Origin of the sequence: Bacillus sp. AFS077874 (assembly GCF_002566505.1) — a bacterium.
GTDB lineage: Bacteria > Bacillota > Bacilli > Bacillales > Bacillaceae_G > Gottfriedia.
In genome coordinates this window covers 1-18,570 of the sequence record NZ_NUYF01000013.1, presented here as the reverse complement: position 1 = coordinate 18,570, position 18,570 = coordinate 1, and the positions used below count along the sequence as shown (strand labels likewise).

The following is an 18,570-nucleotide window of genomic DNA, read 5'->3' as shown; positions in this document are numbered from 1 at the left end:
AATGAAAATCTCTGGCACGCAAATCTTTTGGATGATGTTCACATTAGAAGTGGGACAAACAATTCTTCTGATCATCCCATCTACGATTCGTACTGTCAAACAAGATGCGTGGATCTCGATGGTGATTGCAGGGCTTGCTGGGATTGCCATTACTTTTCTGGCAACCAAACTCAGTTCGCTTTATCCGAATCAAACCATGATTGAATTTAGTCAAACACTTCTCGGCAAATGGCTAGGAAAGCTGATGGTGATTCCCTATTTACTTACATGGTACTGGATTAATGGGATAACAGTCCGTGAATTTGGTGATTTTATTATTACATCTTTGTTTCATAATACACCTCTGTGGGTCATTGTCTTTCCTGCCATGTTACTGCTTATTTTTATCATATACCAAGGTGGTGTGGAAGGCATTGGACGCTTAAGTGAAATCTTTGGACCGATGGTGCTTTTAATGATATTGTCTGTAATCATTTTGAATCTTAGCAATATGAATTGGCATTATATGCTACCCATTTATCAAGATTCTGGATGGCTTCCAATCCTTAAAGGATCCTATACCCCTGTAGCCGCTTTTTTTGGAGAGTCTGTCATGATGACAATGTTCGTCTTCTTTATGGACAAACCGGACAAAGCGTCATCAAGGGCGATGTGGGGAGTAGGACTGGCTGTTTTCATTGTATCAATCGGAACATTAGCGGTGATTTTAACATTCGGTCCGAATTTGCCTTCAAGGTTTCTTTATCCAGTTTACGATTTGAGTCGGTACATATCTGTAATGGGATTCATTCAAAATGTGGATATTCTGATTGTTATTATTTGGTTCTTCAGTATTTTTGTTAAACTGGCGTTATATATGTTTCTCGCTTGTTATGGAACAGCACAAATGTTTCACCTAAAGGATTGGCGAAAAGTAGCTTGGTTTGTTGCTCCTATTTCGTTAATCATGGCTGTGTCGATTAAAAATATCCAGATATTTACCCATTATTATTACATGTTTTTCGTGATCCCAATTGCATTTCCCGTCTATGAGCTAGGGATTCCCTTGCTGTTGTTGGTGGTTGACATGATTCGAAGAAAAATTGCTTAGCCCAATGGGTAACTTGATTAAATGTAATGGCAAAAGGCTTATAAACCTTTGAAAAAAATAAAACCTCCTTGATCTAATTAAACCCGGTCGGTCAACCAAGTTTAATTAGTCAAAGAGGTATGATATGTATGGATAACAATAGCTTAGCAACCTGTAAATGGAATTGTAAATACCAACCACACAGTCTTTGCTCCAAAATATACAAGACAAGTGAACTATGGAAAACTAAAAGGAAGATTGGTTAGTTTTTAAGAAAGTTATGAGAAATCCATATTGCATCAGAATCAGTAATGTTCCAATTACCTCCTTTATAATAATAGTTTATATATCTTCCTCGGGCGACCCTTTGTACTTGGATTTTCCTCAGCTATAACTTGAGCAAGTCCATTTACTTCTAACCTACTTAATATACGTCGAGCACTGCGTGTTGTAATTTGCATATATTGGGCAAGTTCATTAGCACTCATTTCTTCATTTAAACGTTTTTTTATAATCGATTTCAATTTATGAAGCGTTGCTACACTGAGAGAGGTTTTTTCTCTTATCGATTCTATTTGTTCTGATGTATAAGAAAAAGTAAGTTGTTCTTCTTGGCCAAGTGGGCCTGCAATTCTCTTATCATCAAAGCAAACAGCCCATGAACCTTTTCCCCATTTTCTGCTTTGTAATAAAGCGTTCCATGCATTGATTTCTGCCTCGTATGCTGAATGACCAATTCCAATACCGCAAGTCTCTGCTTCTACCTTCAAGTCTTTAAACGATTCGATCTCTGCTATACGTGTGAAGCCATCGGTAATATCTTGTAAAAAACCTCTTGTTGAAAAGATTACATAACGTCCTGGACCACTATTAAGAATTGATCCTTGAATTTTTTTCGCATATGCACGTAACTTCTTAATAAATTCAACTTCAATTTCATGAAGCTTGTCAGTTGTAAATGCTGTATTGGCCATACTTGCAAAAGCGGCATCATACTCAATAATTTGTACAGCAATTTGAGCTCTTTTAAAATGTAGCATTTCATATTCTCTGCGAATTTCATATACAGCAGAGATAACAGAAGTCTCTGTTGGGAATATTCGATAGGCTGGTACGCCAAGATTCTGTAATTGTTCTTGAATTGGATGACCTGTCATTACTGCTTTTGTATAGCCTTTTTTGTAGCAATGATAATGAAAGTTGATTAACGACTGTAATTCTATCGATTCTGATTCAACATATTGTACGGATGTTTTAATACCAGCTTCTTGTAACATTCGTTCAATCGCGTCACGAGAGAAAGAATCGTAACTGATTTCATCAACTTTCAATTGTTGATCATGAGATAGTTTCAGGAATACGCTATATATAGTAGTACCGTGGTATCGGATGTGAAAAATAGGATCGGATATTTTCCCCCATTTTTGAACTCTATCATATGTAATTGGACCCGTACAAAGCCACATTGTTATTTCACTCTTACGTGGTAAAACACGTTGATTTAAATCTTCCTCAGTTAAGAACTCTATTGGAATACAAATTATGTCGTTGAATTTCTTCAAAAATTGTTGAACTACTTCAACTGAATCACTTGGTCCAAGTAAACCTAGTATTATACTCAATGTCTTTCGCTCCTTCCATTATATAGTGTAACAGAAAGTAGGCTATTAAAACCTAAAACAGAAACTTAGTTCTTTTTCAGAATATTGTGTCTAAATTTAAAAGGTATGCTATAATTTAGGAAAAGTCCGAAAATAGTCCTAAAATGAAATTATAGGAGGGAAAATCTTTTATAGGTTACGTGATTGTTCTTAAAAGGATGATTATTAAGCGGGACAACCATGGAAAAAGTACAAATGAGCAAATAGACACGTCATTTTATCTTTTCAATACTATTCTTAGGATGGATTATAGATTCTTTGGCGTTGTTTGGTATGAATATTGCGATGATACCGATTAATTAAGAATTGCACTTTTCCAAAAAAAGAGTGGTATGGTGATTAGCAGCTTCTGGTTAAGTAGTGGGTGTATGACACTTTTTGCAGAGGGGTTCAGGAAAGTTTGGTTCGAGTAATGTGATCCAATCCGCCACAAGTGTTACAGATAATATAATAGTGTAATAACATTCCCAAAATAACAATGAAGGGGATTTTATGTAAAATCAAAAGATACTATGGTAACCATAACATTAATTTATTGATATTCCGCACTTTACTAATATGCAACAGTTAAAAAATTGGAAAGATGGAGAGCAGCTATTATGGAATTAAGACATCTAAAAACTTTCAAATTTGCAGCAGATTACTTAAATTTTACAAAGGTTGCACAACAGTTAAACTTCACGCAACCTGCTGTAACCGCACAAATTCAGACGCTCGAAAAAGAATTGGAACAGCAGCTATTTATACGGATTGGAAATAAGATCTTTTTGACACCTGCAGGTGAAATTCTTAAAACATATACGGATCAGCTTTTTCCCATAGTAGAGGAGATTGAATCATCATTCGCCGAACTTTCAAATTCGTACGGCAATGTAACGATTGCCGCTACTGAAGGCTTTTGGACGTATTATTTTCCTAATATCATACCTGAGTTACTGAAGCAATATCCCCAGGTACAGCTTAAGTTGATTTCCTGTAATAGGGATGAAATTATAAAAGGGATAGAATCAAATAAATACGATATAGGGATTATTTCGGGCGAGTTATATAAAAATGGAATGACAAATATAGTGATTTCAGAGGACGACGAATTGGTTACAGTGGTTTCTAAAGAGTTATATGCTAAGTACCCGGTAGACCAATTACTGACGAAATTTCCTTTTTTACAACTCCAAGCTGATGGATGTTATGATACGAGGATCAGTAAATATTTCAGACAAATGAAACTCTTATCACAAAACGTAATAGAATTTGGAAGTTTAGAAGGAATCAAAATGGCAGTATTAAATAATATTGGGGTAGGCATGGGAGCCAGTGTCAGCCTAAAAGAAGAAATTAACAATGGTGATTTAGTCCCAATCCTAGTTACTGAGAACATAAAAATAAAAACCTCTATCATTACGTTGAAGGAAAAAGAAAACCTAGAAACAATTCAATCTTTTATTAATGTAATCCAAAAAAATTGGAATAGCATTTCTACTATGGCGTAAAAAAGCCGAACGATATTCTTTTAGTAGTGATATAACAGCGAGATTAGTAGGGAAGTAGTTACATTATGACAGGTGGAACGGTTCCGATGCAATAACTTTAGACCAATTGCTATGAATCTCTAACTCTTGGACATACTGATACAATTATTCTAAAAAACTGTGTTCGGTATGAAAAAACAAAATTTGTTCAAATGGAAGTATGGAGTCATATGATACGATTATTTTATTGTAAAATAGCCTTTAATTAGAGAGTCAATCAATTGATTAATGTATCCGCATCTGCAATAATTGCTATTAAAGAACAAATGATAAATGACTCTTGAATAATGTTAATAACCAATAATATACAGACCACTTTGATGTTGAGAATGGAACACATTTAAACAATTGGAAAAGTATAGATTTTTATCTCCACTTAGCAAATAGCCTATCCATCATTTACAGATGGATAGGCTATTAAACTTATTTCAAGCTATAAGCCTTAATGATTCTTAAGAAATCTTGTTTCCTTGATAATCCAAAGAAGCTGCTCGTAATGATACATATTCAGCATTCTTCGGATTGTTGATCTTGGTTACCCACTTGTTATCGGATGTACGCTCTAGTTCCACAGTCTCCCACGACTCACCTTCATTAAAGGAAACCTCTAATGTCGCTCCTTCTAGCTTACCGTAATCTGCTACACCTTCAAGTTTTGCAACAGATAGTTCGAGTGGAGTGGAAGGTGCCGCAAGTGCGTTACTGTTCATATCGGTCACAATCTTATAATCCAGTGAATAGAATGGGAGTAAAGTTTGGCCTATTTGAGACCAGAATGTCCATTCTGTATGCGTACTTAATGATGTTTTCCAGCGATTCGGGTCTCGCTTCGCATCACTTACTAGACGGTATTATGTTTTTTCTTCTGGGACTGGATTATTTAAAATAGTTTGTCCTTTTCCTTCTATAAGAAGAGTATTTCCTTGGTACAATTTAAGTGTTTGAAATTTTTTACGATTCCGCAGATGTGACCTGACCTGTAGAGCCTATTCCTGAATCTACCCAATCAGGAATATCAAATTGTAAATTGTTCCCTTGGCGGTTAGGTGTCCAATAACCTTGACCCAAACGCGGACGAGCTATTGGAGAAACCAGTCTTCCTGAAGTTTTTGTCCTTTTTCATAAGTAACAAAAGGCTGAACTTTCCATGGATGGGATGGTACTCCTACTACTCTGCCTTGGTGAGACCAGCGAGTATCTTTCACTGCTGAAACCCACTCTGTTCGAGCAGAAGGCAACTGCAGTGGTTCCCAATTCATTAAATTAAAAGTGTCATTTTGATACGGACGTAAATCATATCGGACATCTTCACCAACTGCTTCACCATCTGATTTGTAACTCGTGTCGATCTTAACGAGTTCATTGTTAGATGGTTTATATTTTAAATTCTCTGGAATCTGGCCTTGGTGAACATCCACCAAATCATATACATACGGTGTATATGGTACACCTTCAACTAGCAGGTGCAGGTTACCGGAATGTGCTGCTGTAATCAATTTATCGCCTACAACCTTACTGATTCCAGTAACGGTAAGTGGGATGTTCGTGCCTCTTGGATTTCCTATTTCATTTCCCATCAACGGAATGAATTCCTCTTCATTATAGTTTACGATAATCATCAGTTTTGCACCCGCGGCAAGTGCCGTAGTGGCCTGTGCACGTGTCCCATCGAGTGTCTCTCTAAACGTACCTTGGATACGATCGACGACAACTACTTTGCCATTTGCATCCAGACCCTCATAGTCAGCTGGTGTTCCTTTTCCTACATAAACCGTGTCTAAGTTATATTTACCATCAAAAGGTGTAGTTCCATACTCAAGTATATCATCCAACACTGTTTCTTTAAACTGGATCTCAAGTCGAGGTTTTACTAAATGCCAGCGAGTCAGAAATTCGAATTCTCCTGTCTTAACTTTCTCTGTTGGTTGTGCATATATTTTATCGGTGTCTGCAGACATAAAATACGCAGCGGTTACTTCATTGTCACCAAAGGAACGGTGGAATTGCAAGCGACTATATTGTGATTCTGTCTTCTTTGGCACTTCAACTGTAATTTCTTTTGCATTTCGTGCATCAAGTTCCACGGTTTGAGGACCGTCTACCTTGAATTCAGGATTACCGACTATTGCATTACTACCATGATCGGTGTCAAAGTCCGATTCTATACGAGTCATGGCTGAATACGTACCAGGTGCTACACGAATTGTTTTTGTTCCCACTATCGGAATAAATGTAGGTTTCATATTATCGCCAACGATTGCGACTATCGCAGGAACCTTATCTCCAATAAGGTCTGTAGCGTTTAACGTTAGCGGATACCTCTCATCTTCTTTCTCTATGCCCATTGAAGTATGAGCCACTTGCTTGCCTTCAGAATCAGTTGCTGTGAGGTGACCCTCATAACGACCCCAGTTACCAAGCTTCGGATCTACTGTAACTGTTATTGTCTTTGTACCATTAGCTGGAACCGAGATCTTGCTCTCAGAAATGGTTAACATACCATTTGGTACAGCATCACCTTTTGTACTCTTAAATTCCGCTTGAAGATCTAGAGTGACAGCGGAGTCACTGTCGTTTGTATACGTGACTATTTTTTGTATAGGCTGCGCATGATCGTATGGCCACTGAAGAAAGCCGAACGACAGAGAACCCGTTGCACGAACGGTGCTGTTTAGAGCTGCAGGTACATCCAATCGGCCCGTACCGATATAATAAGGCGAGTAATCTAATCTTTTAGCGGTATTCATCAACGCTTCTTTTAGCTGAGTGCCATTCCACTCAGGATGCTTCTGCAGAAGGATCGCAGCAGCACCCGCCACATGTGGGGTTGCCATGGATGTACCGCTCATACTCAGGTAAGATCCGCTTCCTAGTCTTGATAGTGCAGATCGAGCAGCAACAATCCCAGTACCCGGTGCAGACAGGTCAGGTTTCAATCCCCCATCTCCAAGACGAGGTCCTCTTGATGAGTAAGGAGCAAGGTTGTCTGCCTTATCCACAGCACCGATCGTTAAAGCAGCATCTGCAGCTCCTGGTGAACCGATGGCTCCTTCTCTACCATCGTTACCGGCAGCAATAACAAATAGTGCACCTGTTTCTTCACTTAGGTTATTTACGGCTTGGGACATCGGGTCTGTTCCGTCACTTTTCCCGCCTCCCAAACTCATGCTTACAATCTTGGCGTTGTGTGCAGCCCATTCCATACCATCAAGAATCCAAGATTCGAAACCGTGTCCTCCTTTGTCTAACACTTTACCTACAAGTAAACGTGCTTCAGGAGCAACTCCTTTGTACTTACCATCAGAAGCAGCACCTGTCCCTAATACCGTTGAAGCAACGTGTGTACCATGCCCGTGAAAATCATCAACCGTTTCTCCAGGTACAAAGCTTTTTGCCTCTTCTATTTGATTTACAAGATCGGGATGATTAGGATCGATGCCTGAATCAAGTACCGCTACCTTAACCCCCTTACCTGTAAAACCAGATTCCCAAGCCGTTGGGGCACCAATCTGAGGTACGCTTTGGTCTAATGTGGCTTCCACACGACCATCAAGCCAGATCTTTTCAATACCCTCGTCGAATAATACTGATTTAGAATTGGGGTTCTGGGAAGCCTCATGTGTGATATCCTTCCAGAACGTCTCCGCTTCTTTTTTAGATGTTGCAAGAGCGGCACCATTAATACTTTCTAACACACGAACCTTTTTTGCTCCTTTTGGGGCCTTCTTTGTTTGGACGGAGCTTGCTTTGGACTCTGTGTATTCCTTCTTTGTTTGGAAGGAGCTCGCTTTGGAATCTGTGTATTCTACGATAACTGGCAGGGAAGAGAGACTTTTATCATCATAGCCGTCCGCTATTAATTTCGTTACATTAAACAAATCCTCGTCCAGTTTGTCAGCAGCCAGATAAGGTATAGCTGAACTTGGTATGACATAAGTTTCTTCACCAATTGTATACATTTGTACGCCTGCATTGTTCGGATCAGCAGGTTCCACGTTTATGACACTTTTACCGTTTTCAATCTTTTTAACCTTAACGACGTCACCCGTAATTAAGGTAATGGTTTGTTCGTTGGAACCACTCAAAGCGTTAACAACGGCAGCACTATTAAGTGTTTTGTCTAATGACGATTTATCATAGGCTTTTACGTTATAAGACGAAGAAGCAAAAACAACCGTAGATAAAGAGGCAGCTAAAAACGTATTCAATTTCATTTTTTTCATCATACATCCTCCTAGTAGATATGAATAAGTTACAAATGTTGAGAAATATCTTAAAGTAGAATTGAATAGTGTACATTAAGAGATTCCTAACAGGTTAAAAGAAACACCTTCTGGACCAATTACCGATTCTGTATCAGAGATATGTAGTTTCTAGCTGTATATGAAATAAATTGGAACATCGAATTTAATAGATTTGTATATCTTTTTGCTCTTTTGCTATTACTTTATTGGAAAGTATCGAATGAATATTGAGGCTGCTGAAAAATGCCATAGAAGTTTCTTTATTAATTAATGAATTAAATTCCATAAGACCCCCCTTTTCTAATTTTAACAGAATTTTCAGAATACTAGTGATAAACTGTTCCTTTCTTCTAATTTTGAATTTCCCATACTGATTTTGCCTCTTATTAGAGTAATAGTTTCAGTATGTCTAAGATTTAGAGATTCATTGCAAGTGGTGATAAGCTGCTTTAGTTCGAGTTCTTGGCTACTGCATCTTATATTAAAAACTTTAAGGTTTTACGAGTTTATTGTAAAATCATGAAATATTATGGTAACCATAACAATATTTTATTGATATTCGACAAAATACTAATATGCAAAATCCAAAAAATCTGCTTCTGGTGAAAAGGTAATGCAAATGAATTGATGGTTAAATGGGTGAAAAAGGAAAAATATGAAGTTAATGAAGTTGAGTTATGGAGAGATAATAGTTGATTAGTGGAGAAGTAGTTGCGTTATGACAAGTGGAAAGGTTCCGATGCAACAACTTTAGGACAATTGCTATGGATCTCTAACTCTTGAACATACTGATACAATTATTCTAAAAAGCTGCGTAATCGGTATGGAAAAACAAAATTTTTTTCAAATGGAAGTATTCAAGCTGACATTATTTTGTTAACGGTGAGATGCTATCTACGGTACGCAATTAGTTTCCGCGATTAGGTGGAAATGATGGGGAACGAGGCTTATCCATTACTCACACAATCATTTTGTGATGGGAACATCAATACGGTCCTTAATTGAATAAGAGAATCTTTCCTCAACTCAAACAAACCAATGACTCATGGGCAGTGAATAAACGTACATCAAAGTAAAAGAATAATGGATGTATTTACATCGTGTAGTCGGATCAAAAGGAAATACCATTGACTTTTTCCTTAGTGAGGGATGCCAAATCAGCCAAGCGCTTTTTGAAAAAAGCCTTGGCTTTTTCGTATGTTGCCAGACCACTTGTAATATAACCAGATTTTTTGGATTGTGCAGATTAGTATAGTGCTGAATATCAATAAAATAATGTTATGGTTACCATAATATTTCATGATTTTACAATAAACGCGTAAAAATTTAAAGTTTTAATATAAGATGCAGTAGCCAAGAACACTAACTGAAGCAGCTTATATTATTTATTTGGTTCTTGTGCAAGAACTTCAAAGCACTTGCAATGAATCTCTAACTCTTGGACATATGGATAATATTACTCTAAAAATGAGGTATGGTCGGTATGGGAAATTCAGAATTTTAAGAAAGGAGCAGTTGGTACAGAAGGTATAGAAATAGTAACTGGCTTCCAGAATGCTCCTGTAGCAGCAAAGTCCGCTTCAGCTGTCGGCGAAAAACAAACTCTGTTGGTTGATGTTGCAGAATCAGGGAAAGACAACAAATTCTGGAATTTAGAAAAAAATGAATACATTGATATTTCGTTTGGCGTAAAGCATGATGAGTCAGCAACAAATGATTATCAAGGTGTAACATACTCTGCTAATCTATCTGTAATAGCTAAACAAAAAGACGATGGTGCTTTATACAAGTAATGTAATGATCATAAGCAGGTACAGCAAATGGTACGTTAAAACCTCTCTTGTGCAAACTATAGTTAGATTCTAGATAATTTCATGATTCCCAAGAACCGGTGACGCTTCATTATGACGTTGCTGGTTTTTTACTCTTTATATTTCTATTCTTTAGGAATAAGCGGAGAAAAGGGGTTACAGATGGTACTTTGGATTTGAGCGTCGACCAGCCAGTTGTAATGAGAGTTGACGAAATTAAGCGAAGTGGCACAATGGAGCGCGGCTTCCAATTAATCATAAAATTACTTTAAAAATAAAGGACGTTCATCTACTTGCTAATTAAACTGTAACATATGCAAAAGATAATAACGGGGCAGCTAAATTCGGCAGTCATATCAAGATAGAATTCTTACTGGAGAGTTATTTGGATGGAGGGGTATAGGTGTGGCTACTTTATTACAACAGATAACAAAAGAGATAGAAGAAAAGAGATATGAATTATTTGATATTAATAAGCGGTATGGATTACTTCATTCCAAAACCATTCAATGTAGTCAAGAGCTAGACAAGTTATTAAATCAGTTATTCAAAGAAAGGTATGTTGGGATGTGGTTTTAAGCCAGCCTATATACAAAATTAACAATTGTAAAGACTTCTTTTGATGTTTTTCTTACAAATTGAAGGAACTTTATTCTGTAGTATTTAGTGATTATACGTAAACTCATCATCATCTCATGTAGTGCCATTTGCAGACTATACATGTTGAGTGCGTGGCGCAACTCATTTAAAAGTAAGGCAGCAAGCCCATTTGGGCGCTGCCTTTTTATTTATAATTAAGGACTGGAAAAATTATATTGAATTGTAACTTTGCCACTAATATTACAAGTGATGCGATTAATTAGAACGTCCAAAACCTTAGGAACAATTTCGTTCAGTTTGATAATGTCTTTTATCGAATTATTTACGTAACTTTCATCATTACGAGTATACAGTTTATATTCTAATTCAACTAATTCTTCTTGCAATTTATTTTTCTTTCCATCGGTTATTTCACGGCTGGTTTAGTTATATAAGTAGCAAAAAAGGATCTTCAAAAAAATCGAAGAACCTTTTTTATTGGCTAAAAACGTTTAAATTACACAATCGCTTAATGGTCAATAGATTAATTTAAAAACCCAAGTCAAAATATATATTAATAGTACGATTGATAGAGATTTTCCATGCATTTTTAGTTAAAATCATTTGAATTATACCAAAAATAGGTCTTAAGCCCCGTAAAAAAAACCATTTGTCACACCATTCTAGCAGATATACAATTCTATTAAATTCAGTGTTACCTATTCACTTCTTTACAGCTAGAAACTACATGCCTCTGATACAAAATCGATAATTCGTCCAGGTGATGTCGCTTATAATCTATTAGCAATCTCTTAATTTACCCTAATCAACAATGAACCCTAATTTATTCATATCTACTAGGAGGATGTATGGTGAATAAAAGGAAATTGAAGACGCTTTTAGCTACCTCTTTATCTACGGTTTTTCTAGCTTCCTCGTATTGTCTAAATAGACTTCGATAGAAGATGGAACAAAAGTATAAAGTGTACATAAGACAGCATGGTTAGAAAAAGAGTGTAATAGTTTACGAGTGTAAAATTACAATACATTCTAACAATATGTATATGAAATAGTCTTAGAGTATTTCCTTCGTTTGATTGATCATACAATGACAGCAACTTGTACGTTATGACATCACAAGTGCAAACTTTGTATAGATCCTAGCTTATTAATGTTAACAAGAACCGGTGACGCTTCGTAATGACGTTGTCGGTTTTTTAAGATTAATTTCTCTATTCTGTAGAAAAAGCAGTGAAAAAGGGTTGAAGAAAGAATTTTGGATTTGAGCATTCACCAGCCGTTTCTCACTAGTGTCAAAATGGAATGCAGCTTTTTAGTTAATCGATTAAATTATTCTAATTTTACTGTAACAAGTGCAAAAGATAACAACTGAGTAGCAAATTTAGCAAGTCACATCAATATAAAAATCTTTATAAGAGATTTATTCGAATGGGGGCATATAGGAATGGTTACTTTATTACAACAACAAGCAACACTAGCAATAGAGGAAAAGAGAAATGAATTATATGATATTAATAAAAGGTATGGATTTCTTCATTATAATACCATTCAATGTAGTCAAGAGTTAGACCAGTTAATAAATCAGTTATTCAAAGGATATACTGCTTTGAAGGATGAGCGTTATGAATACTTGATGAATTAGACATCGATATTCTAAACTTATAGTGCTTGGCATCAATTGCTGTTCATACCAAGATTTAGGATTAGATGGAAACTTAACATCATCTCATTTATGATTATCTGATAAAATGCATGAGTAGAGAAAAGGAAAAAGGGACAATCGCAGTCACCTCAAGCCTTTTCTCTCTTTTTTTATCAAGACTTTATTTGATGAATAATAATGATTTGCTAAAAAAGTTAGAATGAAAAATGTGAAAAAACGGATTTTATAGCGAGGGTTTATTATGAATGGGAAAAAATAGGAACGTAGGAATGTGGGTTTGAGCCCGAATAGAAGTAAGAAACAGCTGATATAACAATGTTTGAAGGAAAGAGAGAGGATTCTAAGAACCTGCTTTAATTTCAATCCTTTCAATTATTCGATGTAATAATTCAGGCGTTAATATATCAACTTAGTAAATCAAGAAAGAACCTTTTGAAGAGTGTGGATTTGTTCACGTTTATTTGAATCAAAAAAATTCTTTTCCTGCAACTTGCACTTATCGAATGGTTGTTTTTTTAGGTGGAATATTGAATGTAAATGAAGTAGCTGGCTTCGGATTAACAAGTTTGTCATTTATTTTCCATATTTCTAAAATGGCATGAATTGTATATGTTCCTGCAGGTACGCTCCCTCCATCATTCGTTTTGTAATTCCACGTACTTTTCCATTGGATTTGTTCGCCACTGTTTAACGACTCATTTTGAATCACCTGTAAAAAAAATTTCCTTTTACTAAAATGATACACCTGTTTTCCTTGTGCATTATACACCTTATAATCATAAAACTGGCTTGTTGGAAACTCTATTAGCATTGGCTGATCACTATTATTTTTATATGTAAAAATAAGCGTGGCTTTTTCCACGTCTGCAATGACATCTCCATTCCATATCCAATCTGTCATGCCTTTATCCTCCTTAGCTAAGATTAATTGATTCCCGCAAACAAAAATCATCTTATATACCCATTATCACAAAAATTCTTGATTGTCAATATATTCATTTATAAACCCAAGTCAAAATCTATATTAATAGTACGATTGATAGAATTACAATGTTATAATATTCAAAATTATTAAAAATGTAAAAAAGTGTAAAAAAATATAAAAAAATGTAAAAAAATGTAAAAAAATAGGTCGTCCCCCCCCTTACGAAACCCCATTTGTCATCCTATTCTGACAAATATATAATTCTATTAAAATTCAATGTTACCCATTCATTTCATATACAGCTAGAAACTACATAATTCTGATACAGAATCGGTAATTGGTTTAGGAGGTGGCCCTTTCATCTTGTTACCAATCTCTTAATTTAAACTATTCAACTATGAATCCTGCTTCAAGATATTTTTTAACATTTGAACATGCAGTCAATGTTGTAAGTCTCATCGCAAAACCTATTTTATAAGTTAATGGGTTCAAGCATAAGGGAAGGGAGGGAAAAAGTTAGGTAATTTCAATCTAAATATGGAGGTATAAACATGATAAAAATCAACAAAAAATTACTTGCATCGTCAGCAGCTTTCCTACTTACCATAAGCTCACTTGTTGCACCAGTTGGAAATTATGGTAAGGCTTATGCAAGTAAAAATAATATGAATAGTAATAACCTTGAATCTAATGAAGTAATAGAGAATAAAATAAGTCCAGAACTTAAAAAAGAATTTGACAACAAGTCTCAAAATAGCTTTCTTGTTAAATTTAAGGATCAGGTAGATACAGTAAAGGTTGCTAATGAAGCCAAGGCTAAGAATAAGCAGCTATCAAATGTAAAAAAAGAGTTAGTAGTTCGTTCATCAATCGTTTCTGAATTGAGAATTAAAGCAGATTCATCACAGAGTAATTTGAAGAAGTATTTAGTAAAAGAAAAAAATAACGGAAATGTAAAGGATATTAAATCTTTTTACATAGTAAATGGTATGGCAGTTACAGCAACAGAGGAAGTTATGAAAAACATAGCAGCTATGCCTGAGGTTGAAAGTATTAAACCTAATGGAATTACAAAGTTAATCGAGCCTGAAAAAACTATTGGAGCCGCTGTTCAAGCGGATGATAATACAGAATGGGGTCTTAAAAAAATTGGGGCGCCTGACGTTTGGACCTTGGGAATAGATGGAACAGGGATAGTCGTTGGTAGCATAGATACAGGAGTTCAGTGGGATCACCCGGCATTAAAGACAAAATATAGAGGATATGACCCAAATAATCCAGATAATCCAAATAATGAATTCAATTGGTTTGATGCAACTGAAAAAAACGGGTCAGTACCGTACGATGATGTTGGTCATGGAACCCATACAGTGGGTACTATGGTTGGTTCAGAACCAAATGGAACAAATAAGATAGGTGTTGCGCCTGGAGCAAAGTGGATAGCTGCTAAGGCATTTACAAAAGATGGCGGAAATGATGCTGATTTAATAGCGGCTGGTGAATGGATGCTTGCACCTAAGGATAGAAATGGAGTACCACATCCAGAAATGGCTCCTAATGTTATTAATAACTCATGGGGAGGCGGTCCTGGAGTAGATGATTGGTATAGAACAATTATAAGAAACTGGAGAGCAGCAAATATAGTCCCAGTATTTGCAGCAGGAAATACAACCCCTTACAATGCTGGTGGGCCAGGATCAGTTGCTAATCCTGGAAATTATCCAGAATCCTTTACAGTAGGAGCAATTGACATAAACAACAATTTAGCCGGCTTCTCATTAAGGGGGCCATCACCATATGGTGGCATTATTAAGCCAAATATTTCAGCACCTGGAGTTAATATAAGATCCTCAGTTCCAGGAAGTGTATATGAGGGTGGGTGGAATGGAACCTCGATGGCAACTCCACATACATCAGGACTTGTAGCATTACTTCTACAGGCCAATTCATCTTTAAAAGTTGACGATATTGAAAGAATAATAGAGAATACAGCAACTCCTTGTACTAACGCTGAATATCCTGAAACTCCTAACAATGGATATGGACATGGTGTTATAAATGCATTTAAGGCTGTAACATCAGTTATGCAAGGAATTTCTGAGATTAAAGGCCAAGTATCAACAGATGCCAAGGATACAGTTCCACCAACATTTAAACATATACCTGTTAAAGAGACATACCAAGGATTGAAACAAGATTTAAAAATAGATGTACAGGATAATGTAAGCGTCGAGACAGTTGAGCTGCAATATAGAAATAATTCATCGGATGAGTGGACAACGGTTGCAGCTGTAAGGAAGAGTGGGGACTACAAGTCAGGAAGCTATGAAGCTGTAATTCCAGCTGATAAAGTAGTGGCAGGATCAAATCTATCTTACAGATGGAGAATAGTTGACAATGGAAAGAACGAGGTTACAAGTGATATCTATACAATACTTGTTAAAACTCCAATTACAATAGGATACTTTAATGATTTTGAAACAGACATGACAGGATGGGAAAGCGATCCTCGCGGGACGGATCAATGGAAGTGGGGAAAACCAACAACAGGACCTAAGGCAGCAGCCTCGGGAGAAAAGGTTTTAGCTACTAATCTTGAAGGAACGTACTCAGGAAATCAAGCTATGCTATTAAAAATGCCTGCTATTGTCCTACCGGAAGGAAAGGCTTATTTACAGTTTAAAGATTGGTATGATATAGGAAAAAATGACCGTGGATTTGTTGCGGTTAAACCTGACGGCGATGAGAATTTTTATATAGAAGCAGAATATGTAGGCACTACGTCAGGAGGATATTCAAATGAGGAAGTAGATCTAAGCAAATATGCAGGAAAGAAAATAGATGTCGCATTTTACTTTATATCTACTGACTCCAATAATAATCAAGGATGGTTTATAGATGCTGTTAGATTAACAAACAAATCTGCAGCATCAGGCAGCACATCAGCAGCTTTAAGCAACATCCCTAAAGAACTGATGAGTAGATTAACAAACCTATTTGCAGCATCAGGTGGCACATCAACTTTAAACAGCCCAAAAGAACAAATAATAAATTCTGCGGAGACCAATGCTGACATAGCAAAAATTCCATTATCAGCTACAGTATCTATTGTTGAAAATGGTCGTTCAACAAAAACAAATCCGCAAGACGGGTCATATAGTTTTAAAGTTAAAGCAGGAGATTATACATTAAGAGCTGAAACCTATGGATACTATCCACAGGATCAGAGGGTTACAGTAGCAGCTGACCAAGTTCTTGAAAATACAAACATTACATTGGCTCCAATACCTAAGGGAACATTTACAGGTAAAATCATTAATGCCCAAACAGGAAAACCTGTGAAAGGCGCTAAAGTTTACGTAATTGAGGATGCAGCAGTAGCACCAGTTACAACTGATGCAGAGGGGAATTACTCAATAACTGCATATGAAGGTAAATATACAGTACAGGTTACAGCAGAGAACTATTTTGATGAGAAATTTACTGTAGATATTACGGGGAATGGAAATGTCTCACATGATCTTCAGCTAAAACCATTTATAAATTTTTCAGGAGAGATAGGCTATGATGATGGAACACCAGAATATTCAGTGGGTCAATGGGAAGCAGGAGGCGGCTATGCAGTAAGAATGTCACTTCCGGAGGGACAAACCTCGGCAATTGTAACCTCTGGAAAATTTATGTTTGATCCAAAATCAGGTGGAACTACATTTAAGGTGGCAGTTTATGATGCAAGTGGAAAAGATGGAGCCCCTGGAAAAATGATAGCAGGGCCATTCAATGGAAATGCTATTAGAGAGGAAGGGAAATGGACAGTCGTTGATTTATCTGCGCAACAAATTGTTGTAACAGGCGATTTTTATATGGTTTTAATACAGGATAAGATGGCTCCTGTAAGTCCACTAATTTCATTGGATAAAAATTCAATAGCAGCACAAAGATCATGGCAGTTTGTAAAAGGAGGCCCATTCACTTTAGCAAATAAAGATTTTGGAAACATGATGATTAGAGCTACAGTTAAAGAGGAGGCACTAGCTCCAGTTATAACTTCACCAGTGGACAACCCATATTTAAATAATGAAAACGTAACAATAAAAGGTATGGCGGCTCCAGGAATGGACGTTCATATATTTAGCAAAGATGAAGATATAGCAAATGGAAAGACAAACGATGATGGAAGCTTTTCAATTGATACTGTACTTCAAGAGGGAGTTAATATTTTAAAGGCAAAAACTATTACAGAAATCGGATCTACTCCTTATTCGAAGGAAATAAAGGTTATAGTAGACAAGACGACACCAGTTTTAGAAATTACAAGCCCACAAAATAACGCAAATAAAAATGATCAAGTTATAACTGTAACGGGAACAGCTAAAGATGATTATTTAGAATATGTTGATGTTAACGGAACAAAGGCAGACATAGATTCAAATGGAAACTGGACAGTAAAGCTTATGTCCAAGGAAGGGCAAAATGGAATAAATGTTGTTGCTAGAGACAAGGCAGGAAATGAAACAGTTAAGAGCGTAACTGTAAATGTGAAATATTCAATAAAAGGTATTACTAATTTGAAACCAGATCAAGATTTAAAATTAAATTCTGGTGATGCAGTTAAGGTTGAATTTGATTCAGAAGTAGGATTAAAGAAAGCAGCATTTAGAATTATTTCTCCTATAGGTAATGTAAATAAGACTAATAGTATACAAACAGTTAATGAATCTGCCATTGAAATGCCAATGAAAGAGGTAGTAGATAAAGACGGAAAAGGTATAGGGCATTATGTTGGAAAATGGATTGTTTCAAAAGACATTGTGTTAAACGGTGGACAGATAGAGGTTACAGTTGAGGACAATTATGGAAATAAATTGACCAAGATGACTGAGGGAAGATTGTATGTTAATACAAAAGTTGTAAAACCGACACCAGTAGTAAAAACAGCACCAACATTAACTGCAGACAAAAAAGATAACAGAGTAGGAAAAACAATCAACATAACCTTCAAAGACGATGCAAAATGGAGAGGCTCAATAACAAGCATAACAGTAAACGGAAAATCAATAAAAGGAAA

11 protein-coding genes and 1 pseudogene are annotated in these 18,570 nt (G+C 36.2%); 7 read left to right on the top strand and 5 right to left on the bottom strand.

Translation table 11 applies throughout. The annotated features are described in order from the left end of the window. Position 1 precedes the first annotated feature (1 nt). On the top strand, positions 2-1,090 hold the full coding sequence (locus COJ46_RS15470) for a GerAB/ArcD/ProY family transporter (protein WP_098566123.1): 1,089 nt from the start codon (positions 2-4) through the stop codon (positions 1,088-1,090). 308 nt (positions 1,091-1,398) lie between these two features. Here COJ46_RS15470 and COJ46_RS15465 read toward each other — a convergent pair whose 3' ends face one another. Then, complete coding sequence (locus COJ46_RS15465) at positions 1,399-2,691, bottom strand: helix-turn-helix domain-containing protein (protein WP_098566047.1); 1,293 nt, start codon at positions 2,689-2,691, stop codon at positions 1,399-1,401. 638 nt (positions 2,692-3,329) lie between these two features. On the opposite strand from COJ46_RS15465, the gene COJ46_RS15460 reads away from it, so the two are divergent. Further along, positions 3,330-4,220 (top strand): LysR family transcriptional regulator, encoded by an 891-nt coding sequence (locus tag COJ46_RS15460; protein WP_098566046.1) that lies wholly within the window; start codon positions 3,330-3,332, stop codon positions 4,218-4,220. A 491-nt stretch (positions 4,221-4,711) separates the two neighbouring features. Here COJ46_RS15460 and COJ46_RS15455 read toward each other — a convergent pair whose 3' ends face one another. The 3 genes from COJ46_RS15455 to COJ46_RS25060 form a co-directional block, all read right to left on the bottom strand. After that, entirely contained in the window at positions 4,712-4,978 is a 267-nt protein-coding gene (locus tag COJ46_RS15455; protein ID WP_098566045.1) for a hypothetical protein, read from the bottom strand. Positions 4,979-5,338: 360 nt separating this feature from the next. Further along, on the bottom strand, positions 5,339-8,482 hold the full coding sequence (locus COJ46_RS15450) for a S8 family peptidase (protein WP_286145515.1): 3,144 nt from the start codon (positions 8,480-8,482) through the stop codon (positions 5,339-5,341). Between the two features lie 184 nt (positions 8,483-8,666). Beyond that, positions 8,667-8,789, bottom strand: coding sequence for a hypothetical protein (locus COJ46_RS25060; RefSeq protein WP_286133393.1), 123 nt, complete (start codon positions 8,787-8,789; stop codon positions 8,667-8,669). Positions 8,790-9,339: 550 nt separating this feature from the next. Between COJ46_RS25060 and COJ46_RS25055 the strand changes: the two are divergent. The 4 genes and pseudogenes from COJ46_RS25055 to COJ46_RS15435 form a co-directional block, all read left to right on the top strand. Then, a pseudogene (locus COJ46_RS25055) lies at positions 9,340-9,723 on the top strand (DDE-type integrase/transposase/recombinase); the annotation flags it as partial. A gap of 387 nt (positions 9,724-10,110) precedes the next feature. Continuing rightward, entirely contained in the window at positions 10,111-10,296 is a 186-nt protein-coding gene (locus COJ46_RS15445; RefSeq protein WP_098566044.1) for a hypothetical protein, read from the top strand. Positions 10,297-10,719: 423 nt separating this feature from the next. Then, a complete protein-coding gene (locus COJ46_RS15440) occupies positions 10,720-10,893 on the top strand; it encodes an aspartyl-phosphate phosphatase Spo0E family protein (RefSeq protein ID WP_286141504.1) in 174 nt (57 codons plus the stop codon). 1,465 nt (positions 10,894-12,358) lie between these two features. Then, a complete protein-coding gene (locus COJ46_RS15435; RefSeq protein WP_098566042.1) occupies positions 12,359-12,556 on the top strand; it encodes an aspartyl-phosphate phosphatase Spo0E family protein in 198 nt (65 codons plus the stop codon). Between the two features lie 517 nt (positions 12,557-13,073). Here COJ46_RS15435 and COJ46_RS15430 read toward each other — a convergent pair. Further along, positions 13,074-13,478, bottom strand: coding sequence for a BsuPI-related putative proteinase inhibitor (locus tag COJ46_RS15430; protein ID WP_176527944.1), 405 nt, complete (start codon positions 13,476-13,478; stop codon positions 13,074-13,076). Positions 13,479-14,053: 575 nt separating this feature from the next. Between COJ46_RS15430 and COJ46_RS15425 the strand changes: the two genes are divergently transcribed. Beyond that, positions 14,054-18,570: S8 family peptidase (locus COJ46_RS15425; RefSeq protein WP_098566040.1), on the top strand; the 4,517-nt coding region annotated here is incomplete at its 3' end.

Coding starts and splice junctions, on each gene's coding strand:
- COJ46_RS15450 (WP_286145515.1), bottom strand. CDS start 8,482: ATGAAAAAAATGAAATTGAATACGTTTTTAGCTGCCTCTTTATCTACG.
- COJ46_RS15430 (WP_176527944.1), bottom strand. CDS start 13,478: ATGACAGATTGGATATGGAATGGAGATGTCATTGCAGACGTGGAAAAA.
- COJ46_RS25060 (WP_286133393.1), bottom strand. CDS start 8,789: ATGGAATTTAATTCATTAATTAATAAAGAAACTTCTATGGCATTTTTC.
- COJ46_RS15435 (WP_098566042.1), top strand. CDS start 12,359: ATGGTTACTTTATTACAACAACAAGCAACACTAGCAATAGAGGAAAAG.
- COJ46_RS15460 (WP_098566046.1), top strand. CDS start 3,330: ATGGAATTAAGACATCTAAAAACTTTCAAATTTGCAGCAGATTACTTA.
- COJ46_RS15470 (WP_098566123.1), top strand. CDS start 2: ATGAAAATCTCTGGCACGCAAATCTTTTGGATGATGTTCACATTAGAA.